This is a genomic window from Clostridium sp. TJA020, assembly GCF_058310295.1.
In genome coordinates this window covers 349782-367076 of sequence record NZ_JBZEFC010000003.1, presented here as the reverse complement: position 1 = coordinate 367076, position 17295 = coordinate 349782, and the positions used below count along the sequence as shown (strand labels likewise).

The following is a 17295-nucleotide window of genomic DNA, read 5'->3' as shown; positions in this document are numbered from 1 at the left end:
AATATAAAGGCTATTCCTTTATATTAGTTCTTTTTATTAAATCATTTGCTAATTTTACAATTGAATTTAAAGAATAAGTATTGGATAATTTCGAAATTTTAGATTTCATTTTAGTTAAGTTATTAGGATTATCAATAAGAGAATCTATAATTTTATTTATATCTTCTATCTTTTTTACTTCTATTGCATAACCTTCAGAAGTTAAAAATTCTGTATTTTCTTGTTCTTGACCAGGTATTGCGAAAGGAATTACTAATGGTAAATCTTTAACTATAGATTCGGTAACTGTAAGTCCGCCTGGCTTTGAAATTAATACATCTGAATATTCCATAAAAGATGCTATATCATTTGAAAATCCAAGAATGTGTAATTTTTTATCAGGATATGCTTTAGAGCAGTTTTTTATTAAGTCTTCTTTTAATTTTTTATTATTACCACAAACAACGGTTATTCTAAGTTTATGTTTATTCTTAAGAAGTTCGGTTAGGACATAAGAAATATTTTTTAGTCCCATACTTCCACTCATTAATAAAATATTGAAAAAATCGTTACTTTTTATATTTGGTATGTTTTCGTCATTTTCAAAAAATGATTCCCTAATTGGTATTCCTAAAGGATAAATTTTTTCTTTTTCAATTTTTTTATCTATTAAAGAATTTTTGGTGAATTCGCTTCCAGTAATGTAGGCGTCCACATTTTTTCCTATGTAACTATAATGAGCTTTAAAATCTGTAACTACTGATATAAATGGAATATTTAATCCGTCTTCCTTTAATTTATCCATTATACATATACTTAAAGGATGCGTCGATATTATAATATCTGGTTTTTCTATATTTATTAAGCTTAAAAGTCTTTTTTTTACTAAAAAGAATGGTATACGTGTTAATGCATTTATATATTTGTTATTAGTTAGTTTGTAGACAAATCCATAAATGTTTGGAAAATTCATGGCAGAAATTTCATACCCACCAACAATAGCTTCTATTAAAAATCTACTGCTATTACTTAAAAAGTCATAACTTACGCATTTAAAATCATTTTTTTTAAATAATTCGCTAAGTGATTTTGCAGCTTGATTATGACCCTGTCCAGTTGAAGTGGTTAATATAAGAACCTTTTTCATGTACTTCACTCGCTTCATCTAAAATTTATTATAATTTCAATCATATATAGTCTATCATTATTTTTGATTAATTAAAATAAAATTTATAAAAAGAAAATGGGAAAGACAAAAAGTCTTTCCCTAAATTTCTTATTTAATGTTGAATTTCTTCTTGAACTTATCAACTCTTCCACCAACGTCAACAATTTTTTGTTTACCAGTGTAGAATGGATGGCACTCTGAGCATATTTCTACTTTAAGTTCTTCTTTAACTGAACCAGTTGTAAAAGTATTTCCACATGCACACTTAACCACTGCGTCGTGATGGTATTCTGGATGTATGCCTTTTTTCATATTTTTCACCTCTTTTGAGAAAATTTCATTGTGATTAACACAACAAATAACCACTAAAGTATATCATATTGGTGTATAGCAGTCAATAAAAGACAAAATTAAAAAAAACTTTTTATAAATAGATAGAAATGCTATAATCGTAATAACTGTTATGTAAAAGGAGAGGAAAAAATTTGAGTAAATTATATTTTAGGTATGGTGCTATGAACTCAGGAAAATCAACGCATTTAATGCAAGTTGCATATAATTACGAAGAAAGAGGAATGAGAGTTATATTAATGAAACCTTCAACTGATAAGAAGGGTGGAAATAAACTTGTTTCAAGATTGGGAGTAGTTAGAGAAGTTGATATATTAGTTAAAAAAGAGGAAAATATTTTAAATTTAGTAAAAAATAATGTAAAAGAATATGGGAAATTAGATTGTATATTAGTAGATGAAGTTCAATTTTTAAAGAAGGAACAGATAGATCAATTATTTGAAATTGCTGTAACTTTAAATATACCAATAATATGTTATGGATTAAGAACAGATTTTAAAATGGAAGGCTTTGAAGGCAGTGAAAGATTATTACTTTTAGCACATAGTATTGAAGAAATGAAGACTATTTGTAAATGTGGTAACAAGGCACTTTTAAATGCTAGAAAAATAAATGATAGATTTGTATTTGAAGGAGAACAAGTTGCAATAGATAACATGGATAATGTAACTTATGAATCTTTATGTGGGGAATGTTATTTTAAATATAAAAACAAGCAATAGGAGGGGATATATTGAAAAAATGTGATGTTGGTGGTCAAGCCGTTATTGAAGGGGTTATGATGAGAGGTAGCAAAGGAATGGCTACCGCAATTAGAAAAGATAACGGAGAAATAGATGTAAAGTTTGAAAAAGTAGTTCCTATAACTAAGAAATATAAAATATTGAATATACCGATTATAAGAGGTGCATTTGTTCTTATTGATTCAATGGTTCAGGGAATAAAACTAATAAATTATTCAGCATCATTTTTTGAAGAAGATAGTGAACCATCTAAATTTGAAAAATGGCTTAAAAGCAAATTTGGAGAGAGATTTGATGATATAATAATGGCTGGAGTAATGATATTTGCAATAATAATGTCAATATTGTTATTTGTGGCATTACCAACTGGGATAGCATCAATATTTAAATGGTTTAATGTTCCAAGTATAGGTCTTAATATAATTGAAGCAACAATAAGAATAATAATTCTTTTAGGATATATGACTTTAGTAAGCAAGATGGAAGATATGTATAGATTATTTCAATATCATGGAGCAGAACATAAAACTATTTTTTGTTATGAAGCAGGAGAACCTTTAAAGGTTGAAAATGTAAGGAAATATTCAAGGTTTCATCCAAGATGTGGAACCAATTTTTTATTTTTAATAATGTTTGTAAGTATAATAATATTTGCATTTACTGGTTGGGGAACTTTTTTAGAAAGATTAGTGCTTAGAATAATATTAATTCCAGTTGTTTCAGGAGTAACTTATGAATTAATAAAATGGCTTGGAAAATCAAATAATAAATTTGCAAAAATTATTGCAGCACCAGGCTTAAAGCTTCAAAAAATAACTACAAAAGAGCCAGATGATGATCAAATAGAAGTTGCAATAAAATCACTTCAAGTGGCGGAAGGATTACCGGAGGAAAAAATGACAATATTAGAACTTTTAGATGAAGGAACAAAAACTTTATCAAGTGTGGATATAGATACTGCAAGATTAGATGCTACTCTTTTACTAGGACATATAATAGGTAGAGATAGATTATATTTATTAACTCATAGTGATGAAAAGATAACTAATGATAACAAGAAAAATTACTTTGAATTAATAGAAAAAAGAAAAGAAAAAATGCCTATAAAATATATTTTAGGTACTTGTGAGTTTATGGGATTAGAGCTTTTTGTTGAGGAAGGCGTATTAATTCCTAGAGGTGATACAGAAATACTAGTAGAAGAAGTACTTAAGAATATAGATGATAATGAAAGTTTAGAAATATGTGATTTATGTTCAGGGAGTGGAGCAATTGGAATAGCAATTGCAAATTATAGAAATAATGTAAAAGTAGATTCAATAGATTATTTTGAAAAACCTGAGAAAGTAACCAAAAAAAATATAGAAAAACTTAAATTAAAAGATAGAATGACCTTTATAAAGAGTGATTTATTAACTGAAGTGATAAATCAAGGAAAAAAATATGATATTATAGTTTCAAATCCTCCATATATTAAGGAAGAAGAAATTAGTAATTTAATGGAAGATGTAAAAGGATATGAGCCTCATACTGCTTTAAGTGGAGGATTAGATGGATTAGTTTTTTATAGAAAAATAATTGATGATAGTGTTTTGGTTTTAAAGGGAAAAGGTATATTAGCTTTTGAAATTGGCTATGATCAAGGAGAAGATGTAAAAAAACTTATGATTGAAAAAGGATTTAAAAATGTTAATGTTTTAAAAGACTTAGCAGGACTTGATAGGGTAGTAATTGGCTATTTACCTATATTGAAAAAAGATTAGTATATATGCTATAATAGTTAAATATGAAAATAGATATTACGGAGTGATAAGAATGTTATTAGATAAATTAGCATTTATAGAGAACAAGTATGATGAATTATCAGTAAAAATTAGTGATCCATCAATAATGGCAAACCAAAATGAATGGAGAAAACTATGCAAAGAACATGCTGAATTAGAAATCATAGTTGGAGCATATAAAGAATATAAACAAGTAATCGAAGATTTACAAGATAGCAAGGATATGCTTGAAATGGAATCTGATAAAGAAATGAAAGAAATGCTTAATGAAGAAATAAATGAGCTTAAATCAAGAGAAGAAGAATTAGAAAATAGAATTCAAATTCTTTTATTACCAAAAGATCCTAATGATGATAAAAACGTATTTGTTGAAATTAGAGCTGGTGCTGGTGGTGATGAGGCCGCGCTATTTGCAGCAAATCTTTTTAGAATGTATACAAGATATGCTGAAAATAACAGATGGACTGTTGAACTTATGAGTGTAAATGAAACAGGAATAGGCGGAATGAAAGAAGTAGTATTTATGATTAAAGGTAATGGTGCTTATTCAAAGCTTAAATACGAAAGTGGAGTTCATAGAGTACAAAGAGTTCCAGATACAGAATCAAGCGGTAGGATTCATACATCAACAGCTACTGTTGCAGTACTTCCAGAAGTTGATGATGTAGAAGTTGAAATAAACGAAAAAGATATAAAATTTGATGTATTTAGAGCATCAGGTAATGGTGGTCAGTGCGTTAATACAACAGATTCAGCGGTAAGACTTACTCACTTACCAACAGGAATAGTAATTTCATGTCAAGATGAAAAATCACAGCTTAAAAACAAAGAAAAGGCTATGAAAGTATTAAGAGCTAGATTATATGAAATGGCAGAAGCTGAAAGAGCAGCTGGAATCGCTGAAGATAGAAAGTCACAAGTTGGTACTGGAGATAGAAGTGAAAGAATAAGAACTTATAACTATCCACAAGGAAGAATAACAGATCATAGAATAGGATTAACTTTATACAAGTTAGAAACATTCCTAAATGGTGATATTGATGAAGTTATAAATGCACTTATAACTGCAGATCAAGCTGAAAAAATGAAACAAATGGGAAATACAGAAATGTAATTTTCCTAAAAGCCTTACATTAATATGTGAGGCTTTTAGAATATAGAAGGAGTATGGCGATGGATATATATTTAGCATTGAAAAAGGAAAAAAAATCTTCAAGAAATTTTTATATATGCATGTCTGTATTAGCTATATTTTTGCCTATGACCTTATGGTTAACTGGAATAATAACTAAATTTTATATAATTTATGTAATAATTTTAGAGTTACTTATATTATTAGCTATTTTAAAGAAAATTGATAATAATAAATTAGAGTTTTCTTATAAAAATAATAAACTTAGATTTAAAGTAGGATTATTTAATCAAAGTAATACTATATTATGTGATAAAATAGCAGTAGTTCATACAGATGGAATTGAAGATTACATGAAAATTATAATTATTACGGATACTAAATTAAGAAATAGAAGAATGAAGCCTGTAACAGAAGGTTTATTAAATAGATATAAAGATGTTGCAGATGAATATAAAAAAGTAAGAATAATAAATCCAGATAAAAAATATTATTTTCAAATAATAAAAAAAGGAGGGCTTAAAAAGTATCCATTTTTAGATGAGATATTTAAATATTCTCCTAAAGCACATTTCACAAAAGATTGTATTCAAAATGTAAAAATTGCTCGTGGGCAAACTTTAGATTAAGAAAGAAGGAATTAACTTTGGAAACAAAGATTGCTACTATAAAAAAAGTAAGCGATGATAAGAAATATATAGAAGACGCCGCATTAGTTATAAAAAATGGTGGAACAGTTGCATTTCCAACTGAAACAGTTTATGGGTTAGGAGCAAATGCATTAGATGAAGAGAGTGTTAAGAAAATATTTATTGCAAAAGGAAGACCGCAAGATAATCCTTTAATAATTCATGTTGCATCTAAAAATATAGATGAATATGTTAAAAATGTACCAGAGGTTGCTAAAAAATTAATGGAAAAATTTTGGCCAGGTCCAATGACATTAATATTAGAAAAAAAGGATATAATACCTATGACAACAAGTGCTAATTTAGATACAATAGGTGTTAGAATGCCATCTAATGAAATTGCATTAGAGTTAATCAAGAAATCAGGAGTTCCTATTGCTGCACCATCAGCTAATATAAGTGGGAAACCAAGTCCAACAGATTTAGAAAGATGCGTGGAAGATTTAACAGGGAGAGTAGACTATATAATAGGTGGAGAAAAAAGTAAGGTAGGTGTAGAATCAACAATAGTGGATTGTACAGTTAATCCTCCACTTGTATTAAGACCAGGTGGAATAACTTTAGAGATGCTTAAAGAAGTTGATAAAAATATAGAAATAGATAAAGGGCTTCTTAGTAATTCAAAAGATTTTAAGCCAAAAGCACCAGGAATGAAGTATAGACATTACGCTCCAAATGCAAAATTAAAAATTATAAAAGGAAATAGAAAAAAAACTATTGAAAAAATTAATGAAATGGTACAAAATTATATAGATGCAGGAAAAAGAGTTGGAATACTTACAACAAAAGAAAATAGTAATAGCTATGTAAATGGTGAAAAAGTAATTTTAGGTGAATCAAATAACCTAGAAGAGATTGCATCAAATCTTTTTGAATCATTAAGGGCTTTCAATGATTTAAATGTTGATATAATATTAGCGGAAGCTTTTGATGAAGAAGGATTAGGAGTTGCTATTATGAATAGATTAAATAAAGCAGCTGGATATGATGTTATAAACGTATAAGATTTTGGAGGTTTTTTTATGAAGGTACTCTTCGTGTGTACAGCAAACACTTGTAGAAGCCCAATGGCTGAGGAAATATTTAATAAATTAATAAATAGTTCTGATATAGTAGCTCAATCAGCAGGAATTACTATTGTACCGGGTAGTTTTGTTACTGAAAAATCAGCTGAACTTATAAAAGAAGAGTTGAATGTTGATGTAAAAGATAAGCAAGCTATTCAATTAAATGATAGTATGATTAAGAATTCAGATATTATATTAACTATGACTAATTATGGTAGAGACTTTATAAAAGAAAACTATCCAAATTATAAAGATAAAGTATTTTCAATTTGTGAATATGCTGGCGTTAAGGGGGAAGTGACTGACCCTTACGGTAGCACCATTTCTGTTTATCAAAAAATATATAAAGAGTTAGAAGGCGTAATGCCTTTATTAATAGATAAATTAAAGAAAGTTAGAAGTGTGTAATGTTTTATTACATGCCTTACTTTCTTTTTTTATAAATTTAAATAAATATTTGGAGGTGTTTTTCATGAAAATAGCATTAGGATCAGATCATGGTGGATATAATTTAAAGAATGAAATAATATCATATTTAAAAGAAAATGGATATGAAACAAAAGATTTTGGAACATATAGTACAGAATCATGTGATTATCCAGATTATGCATTAAAGGTTGCTGAAGCAGTAGCTAATAATGAATTTGAGTTTGGAATATTAGTATGTGGAACAGGTATTGGAATTAGTATATCAGCTAATAAAGTACCAGGAATAAGAGCAGCTTTATGTTCAGATACATTTAGTGCTCATGCAACAAGAGAACATAATAATGCTAATATATTAGCATTAGGCGAAAGAGTTGTAGGAACAGGTCTTGCAATTGATATCGTGAAAACTTTCTTAAATTCAAAATTTGAGGGAGATAGACATCAAAGAAGAATAGACAAAATATCTAAAATAGAAGAAAAATATAATAAATAAAATTTGGAGGCGTTAAATAATGAGTAAAGTTACAGAAATCAATCACCCATTAATACTACATAAGTTAGCATTTATAAGAAGTAAGGATACTGGATCAAAAGATTTTAGAGAATTAGTATCAGAAGTTTCAATGTTAATGGCATATGAAGTTACAAGAAACTTACCAACAGAAAATGTTGAAATAGAAACACCAATATGTAAAACAAAATGTAGAATGCTTGCAGGTAAGAAACTAGCAATAGTTCCAATACTAAGAGCCGGTCTTGGAATGGTAGATGGTGTTTTAAAGCTTATACCAGCAGCTAAAGTTGGACATATAGGATTATATAGAGATGAAGAAACATTACAACCAGTTGAATATTTCTGTAAATTACCTCAAGACATAGCTGAAAGAGAAATAATAGTTGTAGACCCAATGCTTGCAACTGGTGGATCAGCTATAGATGCTTTAACAATGCTTAAAAATAAAGGAGCTAAATTCTTAAAGCTTATGTGTTTAATTTCATCACCAGAAGGAATAAAGGCTATAAAGGAAGCTCATCCAGATGTTGATATATTCGTAGCTGAAATAGATGAAAAGTTAAATGAGCAAGGATATATAGTACCTGGTCTTGGAGATGCAGGGGATAGATTATTTGGTACTAAATAATTATTATAAGGTTTAAAAATAAATCCTTCTATTTATAAATAGAAGGATTTATTTTTTTAAATATCATCTACATTAAATGAAAGTTCTATTTTTTCTACTGAAGGTTTCAATTGAGTTAATTTAACTCCAGCTGCATTAAACATTTTTTTAGAAGCTTTAACAACATCTGTATTAGAATATTTATCGCTTAAAAAAATCACTTCTTTTATTCCACTTTGTATTATAGCCTTTGCACATTCATTACAAGGGAATAGAGCTACATATAATTTTGCATTTTCAAAAGATACACCTCTATTATTTAATATGGCATTAAGTTCTGCATGAACAACATAAGGATATTTTGTTTCAAGAAATTCTCCTTCTCTATTCCAAGAAAAATCATCATCAGAACAACCAAAGGCAAATCCATTATAACCAACAGATAATACTCTATTGGTAGGACTAACTATACATGCTCCAACTTGTGTACTTGGATCTTTACTTCTTTTTGCTGATAAAAGAGCAAGTCCCATAAAATATTCATCCCAAGATATGTAATCTGTTCTTTTCATAAATAAAAGCTCCTTTTATAAAAATTATGTAATTTTACTATTTATATATATTAATAACATTATTAAATTAATAAACTAATATTAATTTAATTAATATTATAATACAATCACAAAAAAAGTAAAAATATTATAAAAAGTATTTGTTTAAAATTTAACAAAAACTATTGATTATTAGGAATGAAATGGTTATAATAAAAGTATGTTAAGAGTTTAACAAAGATTATGGTTTAAAGTAATCATATATTAGGAGGTTTTGTTAATGAGAGAAGTAGTAATAGTAAGTGCTGTTAGAACAGCGTTAGGATCATTTGGAGGATCTTTAAAAGATGTTCCAGCAGTAGATTTAGGAGCAACAGTAATTCAAGATGCAATAAAAAGAGCAGGAATTAAACCAGAAATGGTAGAAGAAGTATTAATGGGAAATGTTATTCAAGCAGGTCTTGGTCAAAATACAGCTAGACAAGCAGCTATAAAGGCAGGACTTCCAAATGAAGTACCAGCAATGACTTTAAATAAAGTTTGTGGATCAGGATTAAGAGCAGTTAGCTTAGCAGCTCAAATGATAAAAGCTGGAGATGCTGATATAGTAGTAGCTGGTGGTATGGAAAGTATGTCAAGAGCTCCATTTGCTTTAGATACAGCAAGATGGGGACAAAGAATGGGTAATGGAAAAATGATAGATACAATGATAACTGATGGATTATGGGATGCATTCAACAATTATCATATGGGAGTAACAGCTGAAAATATAGCTAAACAATGGAACTTAACTAGAGAAGAACAAGATGCTTTTGCTGCAGCTTCACAACAAAAAGCGGAAAAAGCTATAAAAGAAGGAAGATTCAAAGATGAAATAGTTCCAGTTGTAATTCCTCAAAGAAAAGGAGAACCAAAAATATTTGATACTGATGAATTCCCAAGATTTGGAACAACTGAAGAAACTTTAGCAAAATTAAGACCAGCATTTATTAAAGAAGGAACAGTTACAGCTGGTAATGCATCAGGAATAAATGATGGAGCTGCTGCATTAGTTGTAATGAGCGCTGAAAAAGCTGAAAGTTTAGGAATTAAGCCAATGGCTAAAATTCTTTCATATGGATCAAGAGGAGTAGATCCAGCAATTATGGGATATGGACCATTTGGTGCAACAAAGAAAGCATTAGAAGGAACTGGCTTAGAAGTTAAAGACTTAGATCTTATAGAAGCAAATGAAGCCTTCGCAGCTCAAAGTTTAGCAGTAGCTAAAGATTTAGGATTCGATATGAGTAAAGTTAATGTAAATGGTGGAGCTATAGCTTTAGGACATCCAGTTGGAGCTTCAGGAGCTAGAATATTAGTTACATTACTTCATGAAATGGAAAAAAGAGATTCTAAAAAAGGTTTAGCTACACTTTGCATAGGTGGCGGAATGGGAACTGCTATAATTGTTGAAAGATAATTATAATATATAATTAAAAGTATACCTTAAGAAATTTTCTTAAGGTATATTTTTTTTGAATATTTTTAATGATTTATAAGATAATAATGTTTATAATAAAAATATAAAGAATAAATGATTATTATAAATAAAAATATGTAGAAATATAAATTAATATATGCATAAACATGAATAAATTAATAAAAATATTAATAATTAAAGAACACAATGAATAAAAAATAAAAGGTTTATTCAAACTACATATGAAGTTAAACATTATAAGCTTTTAAGAAAATGTATACATAGTAGCAAAATTTAAAAAATATTATAAAACTTATGAAAAATATAGTAAAAGTTAAAATGAGGAATGCATTAGAAATCTGAATATTCAGAAAAAAGAAATTAAACAACCTATTTCTTTCTCCATAACTGAAAAATATACTAAATCAAAGGAAATAACAGTAATCAGTAAATAAAATATAATAAACTGAAATAAATTAAGAAAATACAGGTATTTGCTTTAAAATTAAGTTTTAGAGAAAAAAACATATAAACTATAATAGTTAGTATGATTGCCGAGGAGGGAAGTTATGGTTGGAGATTTAAGTGGGATACTAAAACAAACTTTTAAGAGTAGTTTAGTTATCTTGACTGCAGGGCTAATAATTTTATATTTCATAAATATTAATTACCAGATTCCCTTTGTCATTGGATCTATAGTTAGTATTTTTAATTTTTTAATAAGTGGTGCAGTTATGACAAAGACTGTAGAAAGTGATATAGGCTTTAAGGGCTTAATGTTAATGGTTAGTTTTGTAATAAGAATAATTATTATTGCAATAGTTGGGTTGTTATTATTGCAAAACCAATATAATGTTATAGCTTATGTAATAGGTTATATGTCCAACTTTATTTCTTTGTTTATGGCAATTAAATATGAAGAAAGGAAGTGATTGAGTGGAAACATTGTTTAAAGAGATTGGGTCTACAGTATTACAACAATGGGGAATAATAATAATAATAGCTATTGTACTTATATTAATGACAAGAAATCTTTCAGTTATTCCAAAAGGAAAAAGTCAAACAATAATTGAAATTTTCGTTGAAGGAATTAGCAATTGGGTTAAGAACACAATGGGCGATAAATATGCAGGATTTGCAGCTTATATTGGTGCATTAGTATTATTTTTATTCTTTATGAATGTTACAGATCTTATAGGATTACATCCACCAACAGCAGACTATAGTGTTGCTTTAGTGTTATCACTTACAACATTCTTAATTATTCATATAAATTCAATTATAAAGAATGGTGGAATAGGATACTTAAAAGGATATGCCCATCCAAGTCCAGCTTTAATACCAATCAATATACTAGAAAGAATAATGTTACCTATAACATTAAGTTTCAGACTTTTTGGTAATATTACAGTTGCTACAGTAATTATTGAATTGTTATTACAAGCACTAAGTAAAGTGACTTGGTTTGCTCAATTAGCTATCCCAGTGCCATTTATGGCATACTTCGATTTGTTTGATGGTTTCTTACAAACATTTATCTTTACAATATTAACAATGATTTATATAAAGATGACAGCAGAAGAATAATTCAAGCAATAAAAACTAATATTAAAATGAAATCTATTTGTCAATTTTAAGGAGGAATCATTTATGACTGGAGCAGAATTTATAATAGGAATGCGTGCAATTGGTGCAGGACTTGCAGTTATTGCAGCAATAGGTGCAGGAGTTGGTATTGGTAACGCAACAGCTAGTCTTCTAAAGAGCATAGCAAGACAACCTGAAGCAAGCGGTAAACTTATGTCTACATATTTCATCGGTTGTGCATTAGCAGAAACAACTGCAATATACGGATTACTAGTTTCATTAATTTTATTATTCGTTGGTATTCACTAATTAATAATATAATACAGAATAGGGTTTTAATAAGCCTGGAAGGGAGGCTTTAGATTTGGAAATTAATATGAATATTAACATACCAGAAATGATAGTAACTGTAGTTAACCTACTAATATTATTTTGGGTTGTTAAACATTTCGCTTTTGATAAAGTAAACAAGATTTTAAAAGAAAGAAAAAGTCGTATAGAAGATACAATAAATAAAGCTGATGAGGATTTAGAAAAAGCTAGAGTTATAAAACTTCAAAATGAAAAAGAAATCGGAACAGCTAGAAAAGAAGGAAAAGAGATTGTTAGTCAATATAAGGCTAAAGCAGATAACATCTATAAAGAAATAATAGATGATGCAAAAAGGGAAGCTAGCTCTATTGTAGAAAAATCTAAAGTAGAAATTAACAGAGAGCGTACAAAAGCTCAATCAGAAATTAAAACTCAAGCAGTTGAATTAGCTGTATTTCTTTCTGAGAAGGCCCTTGGTGAAGCTATAGACGAGAAAAAACATAGAGAACTTATCGATGACTATATAAATAAGGTAGGTATTTAATTATGTACGAATATTTAGATCGTAGATATGCTTTAGCATTATATAAAGTAGCAGAAGAAAAGGGAAAAGTTGAAGAATATCTAAAAGATTTAAGAGAAATCTGCGATATTATTGATAACAATCAAGAGTTTTACGAAATTATTAAATACCCTCAAATAAGTACTAAAAAGAAGAAAAAAATATTTATAGACGTATTTAAGGGAAAAGTTGATGAGGAGCTATTATCTTTTTTACTAATATTAGTTGAAAAAGGAAGAATTCTTTATTTAAGAGAAAAACTTAACCAAATGGAACAAATCTATTTGGAAAAAAGAAATACAGTAATAGCTAAAGTCAAGAGTGTTATTGATCTTACAGAAGATCAAGAAAAAAGACTAAAAGAAAAGCTAGAAAATAAATATAATAAAAAAGTAATTATAGAACATGAAATTGATAAAAGCATAATAGGTGGATTATATGTAAGAGTTGGAAATGACGTTATTGATGGATCAATAAAGGCAAAACTTGAAGATATGAGAGCCCTAATGCTTAAGATGGAATAGAGGTGAACCCATGAATATCAAACCAGAAGAGATTACTTCTATAATTAAGAGAGAAATCGAAAAATATGATAAAGAAATAAAAACAGTTGATTCAGGTACAATCATTCAAATTGGTGATGGAATTGCTAGAGTATATGGTTTAGATGATTGTATGGAAGGTGAATTATTAGAATTCCCTAATGATGTTTATGGTATGGCATTAAACCTTGAGCAAGATAATGTAGGATGCGTTTTACTTGGTTCAGAAGAAGGAATCAAGGAAGGAGACGTTGTTAAGAGAACTGGAAAAATTGTTGAAGTTGGAGTTGGATCAGACTTAATAGGAAGAGTTTTAAATGGACTTGGAAATCCTATTGATGCTAAAGGTCCAGTTAAACCAGAAGCATATAGACCAATTGAAATACATGCTCCTAGTATCTTAGATAGAAGCTCAGTTAACGAGCCATTACAAACAGGAATAAAAGCAATTGACTCAATGATTCCAATAGGTAAGGGACAAAGAGAACTTATAATTGGAGATAGACAAATTGGTAAAACTGCAATTACAATAGATACAATTATAAATCAAAAAGATAAAGATGTTATTTGTATTTATGTTGCAATAGGTCAAAAACAATCAACAGTAGCAAATATAGTTAATACATTAACAGAGTTTGGTGCTATGGATTACACAATAGTTGTAGCAGCTACAGCTTCAGAATCAGCACCACTTCAATACTTAGCACCTTATGTTGGATGTTCAATTGGTGAACATTTCATGCATCAAGGAAAAGATGTATTAGTTGTATATGATGACTTATCAAAGCACGCTGTTGCTTATAGAACAATGTCATTATTACTTAAGAGACCACCAGGAAGAGAAGCTTATCCTGGAGATGTTTTCTATATTCACTCAAGATTACTTGAAAGAGCAGCTAAACTTTCAGAGAAGAATGGTGGAGGTTCATTAACTGCACTTCCAATTATAGAAACATTAGCAGGAGACGTAACAGCTTATATCCCAACAAATGTTATATCAATAACAGATGGTCAAATATTCTTAGAATCAGATCTTTTCTATTCAGGACAAAGACCAGCTGTTAATGCAGGTATATCTGTATCTAGAGTTGGTGGTAATGCACAAATTAAAGCTATGAAACAAGTTTCAGGTACATTAAGACTAGAACTTGCACAATATAGAGAATTAGCATCATTTGCTCAATTTGGATCAGATTTAGACCCAGATACTGCAAGAAGACTTGAAAAAGGTAAGAGAATGGTTGAAGTTTTAAAACAAAAACAATATTCTCCTATGGCAGTTGAAAAACAAATAATGATTCTTTACGCTGCAGTAAATGATTATTTATCAGATATAAAAGTTGAAGATGTAAGAAAATTTGAAGAAGATTTCTTAGAATATATGGATACTCAACATAGAGAATTAGGAAAAGAAATTTTAGCTAAGAAAGTCTTAAATGATGAAATTAAGAAAGAGCTAGAAGAAGCAATTACTGAATTCAAGAAAATATTCTTAAAATAAAGCATAGCTTATTATAAGCTATGCCATCTTTTAGGAGGTGGAGGTATGGCAGGAGCTGGACTTATTGAAATAAAGCGTAGAATTAAGTCAGTAGAAAATACAAAAAAGATAACAAAAGCCATGGGACTTGTTGCCACTTCTAAGTTAAGAAGAGTCAGAATGGAATTAAACAAAAATAACAAATATTTTGAAGCTACTAAAAATATAGCACAAGAAGCTTTTTCATCAGTTGATATTGAAAAAGAAGGTATATATTTTAAAGGTGGACAGTCAAAAAGAAAGTTATATATTGTTGTAACATCAGATTCAGGATTATGTGGAGGATATAATGTTAGTGTTGCATTAGGACTTAAGAATCACGTTGGAGATGAAAAATCAGATAGCTTAGTTATGTGTTTAGGAAAAAAAGGTGTATCTTATATGAAGAGATATGGTTTCCAAACTGTAGCAGAATATGTTGATATAAAAGAAACAAGTGATATGAAAGAAGTTTCAATGATTTATAAACATGCATTAAGATTATATAATTCAAATGAAGTTGGAGAAATTAATGTTGTATATACAGAATTTACATCTCCAGTTTCTCAAGTTGTAAAGGTAGAAAAATTATTACCTATAGAATTTGATGAAATTGAAGAAGATAGAGGTTTCATGGTAGAGCCTCATAGTGAATCTTCAATAGAGGCAACTTTTGATTTTTATTTAAAATCTAAATTAGTTAATTGTATTTTAAATGCAAAAACTAGTGAACAATCTGCAAGAATGACAGCTATGGATGGCGCTACAAAGAATGCAGATGACTTATTAGATTCATTACATACAAAATACAATAGAATAAGACAAAGTGCTATAACCCAAGAAATAGCAGAAATAGTAGGTGGGGCAGAAGCACAAAAATAGTGAGGAGGTATAATCATATGCCTAATAATATAGGAGAAGTAGTTCAAGTTATTGGACCAGTAGTTGATATAAAATTTAATACTGAGTCACTTCCAAACATATATAATGCTATTGAAATAGAAATGGATGGAAACATATTAGTAACAGAAGTTGAGCAACACGTTGGTGATGATATAGTAAGAACAATAGCTATGGAAGCGACAGAAGGATTAAGAAGAGGAATGAAGGCTGTAGATACAGGAAAGCCAATTTCTGTTCCAGTAGGTGAAGTTGTTTTAGGTAGAATATTTAATGTTTTAGGAAATCCAGTTGATTTAGACTTAGCTGGAAAAATTGAAGCAAAAGAGTTCTATCCAATACATAGACCAGCACCATCATTTGCAGAGCAATCAGTTAAACCAGAAATGTTTGAAACAGGTATTAAGGTTGTTGACCTTATAGCTCCTTATCAAAAGGGTGGTAAAATAGGTCTATTCGGAGGTGCTGGAGTTGGTAAAACAGTACTTATCCAAGAACTTATAAATAATATAGCTAAAGAACACGGTGGATTATCAGTATTTACAGGTGTTGGAGAAAGATCAAGAGAAGGTAATGACCTTTACTATGAAATGAAAGATTCAGGAGTTTTAGCAAATACAGCATTAGTATTTGGACAAATGAATGAGCCACCTGGAGCTAGAATGAGAGTTGCTCTTACAGGACTTACAATGGCAGAATATTTTAGAGATCAAGGTCAAGATGTGTTATTATTCATAGATAATATATTTAGATTCTCACAAGCTGGTTCAGAAGTTTCAGCTTTATTAGGTAGAATACCTTCAGCAGTTGGTTACCAACCAACACTAGCTACTGAAATGGGTTCTCTTCAAGAAAGAATCACATCAACAACTCATGGATCAATCACATCAGTTCAAGCAGTATATGTTCCTGCTGATGACTTAACAGACCCAGCACCAGCAACAACATTTACACACTTAGATGCAACAACAGTTTTATCAAGAAGTGTAGCTGAACGTGGAATATATCCAGCAGTTGACCCACTAGATTCAACTTCAAGAATATTAGATCCAAGAGTAGTTGGAGAAGAACATTATGAAGTTGCATCAAAAGTTAAGCATATATTAGAAAGATATAAAGAACTTCAAGATATTATAGCTATACTAGGTGTTGACGAGTTATCAGATGAAGATAAAGTTACTGTAAGTAGAGCAAGAAAAGTTCAAAACTTCTTATCTCAACCATTTACAGTTGCAGAACAATTTACTGGAATGCAAGGTAGATATGTTACAATTCAAGATACAATAAAAGGTTTCAAAGAAATTATTGAAGGTAAGCATGATGAATTACCAGAATCAGCGTTCCTATTTGTTGGAACTATAGAAGAAGCTATAGAAAAAGCAAAAACTTTAGCGTAAGGG

At 29.2% G+C, this 17295-nt stretch carries 20 protein-coding genes; 17 read left to right on the top strand and 3 right to left on the bottom strand.

The features are described from left to right. Nucleotides 1–10: 10 nt before the first annotated feature. Nucleotides 11–1126 carry an MGDG synthase family glycosyltransferase gene (locus tag AC4FQ1_RS07745; protein WP_491169393.1) on the bottom strand — a complete coding sequence of 372 codons (1116 nt, stop codon included), beginning with the start codon at nt 1124–1126 and terminating at the stop codon, nt 11–13. A gap of 129 nt (nt 1127–1255) precedes the next feature. Next, nucleotides 1256–1459: a 50S ribosomal protein L31 gene (rpmE, locus tag AC4FQ1_RS07740; protein WP_303129960.1), complete on the bottom strand. Its 204-nt coding sequence runs from the start codon at nt 1457–1459 to the stop codon at nt 1256–1258. A 173-nt stretch (nt 1460–1632) separates the two neighbouring features. Between rpmE and AC4FQ1_RS07735 the strand changes: the two genes are divergently transcribed. The 8 genes from AC4FQ1_RS07735 to upp all read left to right on the top strand — a co-directional run bounded on the left by AC4FQ1_RS07735 (nt 1633) and on the right by upp (nt 8484). Then, a complete protein-coding gene (locus AC4FQ1_RS07735) occupies nt 1633–2220 on the top strand; it encodes a thymidine kinase (protein WP_303129957.1) in 588 nt (195 codons plus the stop codon). Between the two features lie 11 nt (nt 2221–2231). After that, nucleotides 2232–4004, top strand: a complete 1773-nt coding sequence (prmC, locus tag AC4FQ1_RS07730) for a peptide chain release factor N(5)-glutamine methyltransferase (protein ID WP_303129955.1) — start codon at nt 2232–2234, stop codon at nt 4002–4004. A gap of 52 nt (nt 4005–4056) precedes the next feature. After that, nucleotides 4057–5139, top strand: a complete 1083-nt coding sequence (prfA, locus tag AC4FQ1_RS07725; protein ID WP_491169392.1) for a peptide chain release factor 1 — start codon at nt 4057–4059, stop codon at nt 5137–5139. A gap of 59 nt (nt 5140–5198) precedes the next feature. Further along, a complete protein-coding gene (locus AC4FQ1_RS07720; RefSeq protein ID WP_491169391.1) occupies nt 5199–5786 on the top strand; it encodes a hypothetical protein in 588 nt (195 codons plus the stop codon). 17 nt (nt 5787–5803) lie between these two features. Further along, nucleotides 5804–6850: an L-threonylcarbamoyladenylate synthase gene (locus tag AC4FQ1_RS07715; RefSeq protein WP_491169390.1), complete on the top strand. Its 1047-nt coding sequence runs from the start codon at nt 5804–5806 to the stop codon at nt 6848–6850. Nucleotides 6851–6868: 18 nt separating this feature from the next. Beyond that, the gene (locus tag AC4FQ1_RS07710; protein ID WP_303129947.1) at nt 6869–7321 is read left to right on the top strand and encodes a low molecular weight protein arginine phosphatase; all 453 of its coding nucleotides are present in this window, start codon (nt 6869–6871) and stop codon (nt 7319–7321) included. 64 nt (nt 7322–7385) lie between these two features. Further along, nucleotides 7386–7835, top strand: coding sequence for a ribose 5-phosphate isomerase B (rpiB, locus tag AC4FQ1_RS07705; protein ID WP_303129945.1), 450 nt, complete (start codon nt 7386–7388; stop codon nt 7833–7835). A 19-nt stretch (nt 7836–7854) separates the two neighbouring features. After that, the gene (upp, locus tag AC4FQ1_RS07700; protein WP_303129943.1) at nt 7855–8484 is read left to right on the top strand and encodes a uracil phosphoribosyltransferase; all 630 of its coding nucleotides are present in this window, start codon (nt 7855–7857) and stop codon (nt 8482–8484) included. A 56-nt stretch (nt 8485–8540) separates the two neighbouring features. On the opposite strand, the gene AC4FQ1_RS07695 is transcribed toward upp, so the two are convergent. Beyond that, a complete protein-coding gene (locus tag AC4FQ1_RS07695) occupies nt 8541–9035 on the bottom strand; it encodes a deoxycytidylate deaminase (RefSeq protein ID WP_303129942.1) in 495 nt (164 codons plus the stop codon). Nucleotides 9036–9294: 259 nt separating this feature from the next. Here AC4FQ1_RS07695 and AC4FQ1_RS07690 point away from each other — a divergent pair, with 259 nt between their 5' ends. From AC4FQ1_RS07690 to atpD, 9 genes are all read left to right on the top strand, one after another. Continuing rightward, entirely contained in the window at nt 9295–10473 is a 1179-nt protein-coding gene (locus tag AC4FQ1_RS07690; protein ID WP_303129941.1) for an acetyl-CoA C-acetyltransferase, read from the top strand. A 569-nt stretch (nt 10474–11042) separates the two neighbouring features. Beyond that, the gene (locus AC4FQ1_RS07685; RefSeq protein ID WP_303129940.1) at nt 11043–11405 is read left to right on the top strand and encodes an ATP synthase subunit I; all 363 of its coding nucleotides are present in this window, start codon (nt 11043–11045) and stop codon (nt 11403–11405) included. Between the two features lie 4 nt (nt 11406–11409). Next, nucleotides 11410–12060 carry a F0F1 ATP synthase subunit A gene (locus AC4FQ1_RS07680; protein WP_303129939.1) on the top strand — a complete coding sequence of 217 codons (651 nt, stop codon included), beginning with the start codon at nt 11410–11412 and terminating at the stop codon, nt 12058–12060. Between the two features lie 63 nt (nt 12061–12123). After that, entirely contained in the window at nt 12124–12369 is a 246-nt protein-coding gene (atpE, locus tag AC4FQ1_RS07675; RefSeq protein ID WP_303129937.1) for an ATP synthase F0 subunit C, read from the top strand. A 55-nt stretch (nt 12370–12424) separates the two neighbouring features. Further along, entirely contained in the window at nt 12425–12916 is a 492-nt protein-coding gene (locus AC4FQ1_RS07670; RefSeq protein ID WP_303129935.1) for a F0F1 ATP synthase subunit B, read from the top strand. Nucleotides 12917–12918: 2 nt separating this feature from the next. Next, nucleotides 12919–13458: a F0F1 ATP synthase subunit delta gene (locus AC4FQ1_RS07665; RefSeq protein ID WP_303129934.1), complete on the top strand. Its 540-nt coding sequence runs from the start codon at nt 12919–12921 to the stop codon at nt 13456–13458. Nucleotides 13459–13468: 10 nt separating this feature from the next. Next, the gene (gene atpA, locus AC4FQ1_RS07660; protein ID WP_303129933.1) at nt 13469–14977 is read left to right on the top strand and encodes a F0F1 ATP synthase subunit alpha; all 1509 of its coding nucleotides are present in this window, start codon (nt 13469–13471) and stop codon (nt 14975–14977) included. 45 nt (nt 14978–15022) lie between these two features. Next, the gene (gene atpG, locus AC4FQ1_RS07655; RefSeq protein WP_303129931.1) at nt 15023–15877 is read left to right on the top strand and encodes an ATP synthase F1 subunit gamma; all 855 of its coding nucleotides are present in this window, start codon (nt 15023–15025) and stop codon (nt 15875–15877) included. Between the two features lie 17 nt (nt 15878–15894). Beyond that, nucleotides 15895–17292 carry a F0F1 ATP synthase subunit beta gene (gene atpD / locus AC4FQ1_RS07650; RefSeq protein WP_303129929.1) on the top strand — a complete coding sequence of 466 codons (1398 nt, stop codon included), beginning with the start codon at nt 15895–15897 and terminating at the stop codon, nt 17290–17292. Nucleotides 17293–17295: the final 3 nt, after the last annotated feature.

Bases quoted from the DNA above. Each gene is read 5' to 3' on its own strand.
- rpiB (WP_303129945.1), top strand. From the start codon at position 7,386: ATGAAAATAGCATTAGGATCAGATCATGGTGGATATAATTTAAAGAAT.
- AC4FQ1_RS07690 (WP_303129941.1), top strand. From the start codon at position 9,295: ATGAGAGAAGTAGTAATAGTAAGTGCTGTTAGAACAGCGTTAGGATCA.
- AC4FQ1_RS07720 (WP_491169391.1), top strand. From the start codon at position 5,199: ATGGATATATATTTAGCATTGAAAAAGGAAAAAAAATCTTCAAGAAAT.
- AC4FQ1_RS07745 (WP_491169393.1), bottom strand. From the start codon at position 1,126: ATGAAAAAGGTTCTTATATTAACCACTTCAACTGGACAGGGTCATAAT.
- prfA (WP_491169392.1), top strand. From the start codon at position 4,057: ATGTTATTAGATAAATTAGCATTTATAGAGAACAAGTATGATGAATTA.
- upp (WP_303129943.1), top strand. From the start codon at position 7,855: ATGAGTAAAGTTACAGAAATCAATCACCCATTAATACTACATAAGTTA.
- AC4FQ1_RS07665 (WP_303129934.1), top strand. From the start codon at position 12,919: ATGTACGAATATTTAGATCGTAGATATGCTTTAGCATTATATAAAGTA.
- AC4FQ1_RS07695 (WP_303129942.1), bottom strand. From the start codon at position 9,035: ATGAAAAGAACAGATTACATATCTTGGGATGAATATTTTATGGGACTT.
- rpmE (WP_303129960.1), bottom strand. From the start codon at position 1,459: ATGAAAAAAGGCATACATCCAGAATACCATCACGACGCAGTGGTTAAG.
- atpE (WP_303129937.1), top strand. From the start codon at position 12,124: ATGACTGGAGCAGAATTTATAATAGGAATGCGTGCAATTGGTGCAGGA.
- atpD (WP_303129929.1), top strand. From the start codon at position 15,895: ATGCCTAATAATATAGGAGAAGTAGTTCAAGTTATTGGACCAGTAGTT.
- AC4FQ1_RS07685 (WP_303129940.1), top strand. From the start codon at position 11,043: ATGGTTGGAGATTTAAGTGGGATACTAAAACAAACTTTTAAGAGTAGT.
- atpA (WP_303129933.1), top strand. From the start codon at position 13,469: ATGAATATCAAACCAGAAGAGATTACTTCTATAATTAAGAGAGAAATC.
- AC4FQ1_RS07710 (WP_303129947.1), top strand. From the start codon at position 6,869: ATGAAGGTACTCTTCGTGTGTACAGCAAACACTTGTAGAAGCCCAATG.
- atpG (WP_303129931.1), top strand. From the start codon at position 15,023: ATGGCAGGAGCTGGACTTATTGAAATAAAGCGTAGAATTAAGTCAGTA.